This is a genomic window from uncultured Microbacterium sp. (genome assembly GCF_947632095.1).
Taxonomy (GTDB): Bacteria; Actinomycetota; Actinomycetes; order Actinomycetales; family Microbacteriaceae; genus Microbacterium.
Genome location: NZ_CANROA010000101.1, coordinates 1 through 2,865, shown reverse-complemented (window position 1 = coordinate 2,865; position 2,865 = coordinate 1). Strand labels below are relative to the sequence as shown.

Sequence of the window (2,865 nt, the reverse complement as noted above, 5' to 3'; positions counted from 1 at the left end):
CGCCCAGCAGCAGCACAGCATCGCTGCCGGTCTCCTCGGCGATCGTCTCGGTGAAGGCGAGCAGCGATTCGGCCTGGGCGATGCGATCGGCGTTGAAGTGCCCCTGACCGTCAGCCGGCTCCGTGCCCGTGCCGGACTTGGACTTGAAATGGTTCGCGACCACCGACACGATCCGGCCATCGATGTCGAACGCCTGCGAGATCGGTTCGCGCGCGTTGCCCCACACCGATTCGTCGGTCACCGTCAGACTCTCGCCCACCGTCTCGACGGCGTCGGAGCGGTAGATGATCGCGTTCGTGATGACATCGGTTGTCGCGGTGCGGTGCAGCTCCTCCGGCGTCGCGACGTAGTCCCACACCTCGGCGCCGGCGGCGTCGTTGAGGCCCGCGACGAGGTCAGCAACAGCCGTATCGACAGGATCGCCGAAGTGGATCGAGTTCTCGATCTCCATGAGGGCCACGATCTCGGCATCCAGAGCGTCGATGGCCGAGACGATCTTCGATCGCTGCGTCTCGAACAGCTCGGCGGTCTTCGCACCGCGCGCGTTCGCGTTCTCGCTCTGCAGGGTCGTGAAGTAGTTGAAGACGTTGAACGCCGCGATCTGCGCATCGCCGCCCACATCGGGCGCCGTGTCCGTGCGCGGGTTCTCCGTGGTGAACGATGCCCGGTAGGCATCGTCACTGCTGTCATCGATCGGGACGACCGGCTGAAGGCGCCAGTCCTCGAAGCCGTACTGCAGCACGTATCCGGCCTCGGCGAAGTCGACGACATCACCGTTTCGCACCGGCTCGTCGAAAGTGAAGTAGGGCTGCTCGCCGGGGTGGGCGTTGCTCGTCACCTGGGCGTTCCAGCCGTCATCGAGCAGGATGCGCGAGGCACGGTTCGCCGCGGCGATCGCGTCGGCGTCGGCCCCGGGACGAGTCGTCTCGGTGCCCTTGACGTTGAGCTCACCCGGGTTCAGCCACAGCGTTCCGAAGTTGTAGAGCTGGTGGCTCGAGGCCAGCAGATAGGTTCCGGTCGGCGCCACGAGCATGTTCTCGTAGGCTTCGCGATCCGCTCCGACGACGTTCTCCGGCAACGGGGTGACAGCCGGGACTCCGACGCCCGCCGTCACGATCGACACATCGGCGGCGGATGCCGGGGCGATCTGCGTCTGATCGAAGTACTCCGACACAGCGCCCGTGACGGAGACGAGGTCGCCGATCTCGAGATCGACGCTCTTGCCACCCAGGAAGACGAAGATGCCGTCGGATGATCCGGGGGTGGCATCCGTCTCTCCACCGCTGCCGGCCGTCTGGATCGAGATGCCCTGGTAGCCGCCCGTGCGGTAATCGCCCGTCACGACGCCTTCGACCGTGACGCTCTGCCCGACGAAGGGCGAGACGGCGCCGGCGCCCTGCACGTCGGCGATCGAGACGGCCGTGGGATCCGGATCAGGATCAGGATCGGTCGGCGCGCCGCCCGAGGACTGCGGGGTGATGGATGCCGTCAGGGAGAAGTCCGCGCTGTTGTCATCCGTATCGACGCCATCCGTACGGGTGAGCGACTTCACATCCGTGTTGCCCGACGGCGCCGTGGCCGCCGCGGTCTCGAAGGTGTTCGAGGTGCCGTAGCCGAGGAGATCGATCACGCCGTCAACGCCGACCGTCGAACCGGGTGCGAGATTCACCGCCGCGGTGCCTTCGACGAGGGCGATGGTTCCCGTCGTGCCACTGGGCGTCAGCGAGCTGACCAGATCGGCCTCCGGCAGATCCGCACCATTGGCCCCATTGCTGTTGCCCTGCACGAGGTAGTAGCCGCCCGCCGGAATCGATCCCGACAGCGCCGCGACGCCGTTGAAGTTCCCCGTACCCGTGGCGGAGCGGTACTGCAACGACAGGCCGTCGAGCACGACGGCCTCATCGGTCGGGTTGTACAGCTCGATGAACTTGTGCCGGAACGCGGCGCCCGCGCTGCCCCCGGAGAGATAGGCCTCGTTGATCACGACCCCTGTTCCCTCGGCATCCGCCATGGCCGGGACCGCGACGAGGGAGCCGAAGCCCAGGGTGAATGCGCACGTCACCGTGAGCACGCCCCCGCGCCCGCGCCGTGAGGAGAACAACGATCCGGTGCGCGATGGAGCGCCTTCGAAAGCGGACAACATAAGGGAGCACTCCTCGACATCGACACGAACGAGAGACCTCCTTCACCCTTGTGAGGCGCGGAGGGGGCATCCGTCAGTCGACCAGCGATGCGCGACGGGAGCACCTGCGAGTGAGCCTATTGCGGGCGGCGGCCGAGTTCAATGGCCTTAACCGAACAGAAACCTGCCGTTCGCCCGGAGGCGTGCATGCCGGGTCAGGCCGATGCTTCCGCGCGTTCCTCGAACTCCTCGACCTCGATCTGCCACCGGTCCTTCGCGAGGCGATACCAGATGTAGAAGGAGAAGCCGGCGAATACAACCCACTCCAACGCGTAGAAGATGTTGAGCCAGTTGACCGTGCCCAGCTCCTCCGGAGCCGGAGACGCGATGTCGACGAGTCCGTCCGGCGCGTCGATCGATGCGAGGTAGGGGCGGTACATCGACAGGCCGTCCGTCTCGTGCCACTGACCGAGCAGCATGGCCGGCGACATCCGGTCCATCTCATAGGGGTCATCCGACGGCGGCAGCGCGGACCCCTCGTCCGAGATGATGCGTCCGGTGATGTCGGCTTCCGCGCCCACGGCGCTCTCCTCGAGAACGGCGGCGACGTCATCCGCCTTCTCGCGATCCGGGGTCCATCCCAGCGCGACCGCGATCGAGGTGTCATCCGCGACGCGCAGCTGGCCGGTCACCCAGTAACCCGCCTCGCCCTCGTTGTAACGGGCCGAGACCACCAGGAAGTC

General features: G+C 66.6%; 2 protein-coding genes. Both read right to left on the bottom strand.

The window, feature by feature from the left end; all coding sequences use genetic code 11:
- Positions 1-2,143, bottom strand: a 2,143-nt coding sequence (locus Q0Z66_RS12395) for an ExeM/NucH family extracellular endonuclease (RefSeq protein ID WP_298041617.1), incomplete at its 3' end; no start/stop codon positions are given.
- A 194-nt stretch (positions 2,144-2,337) separates the two neighbouring features.
- On the bottom strand, positions 2,338-2,865 hold a 528-nt coding region (locus Q0Z66_RS12390; RefSeq protein WP_298041614.1), incomplete at its 5' end, for an SURF1 family cytochrome oxidase biogenesis protein.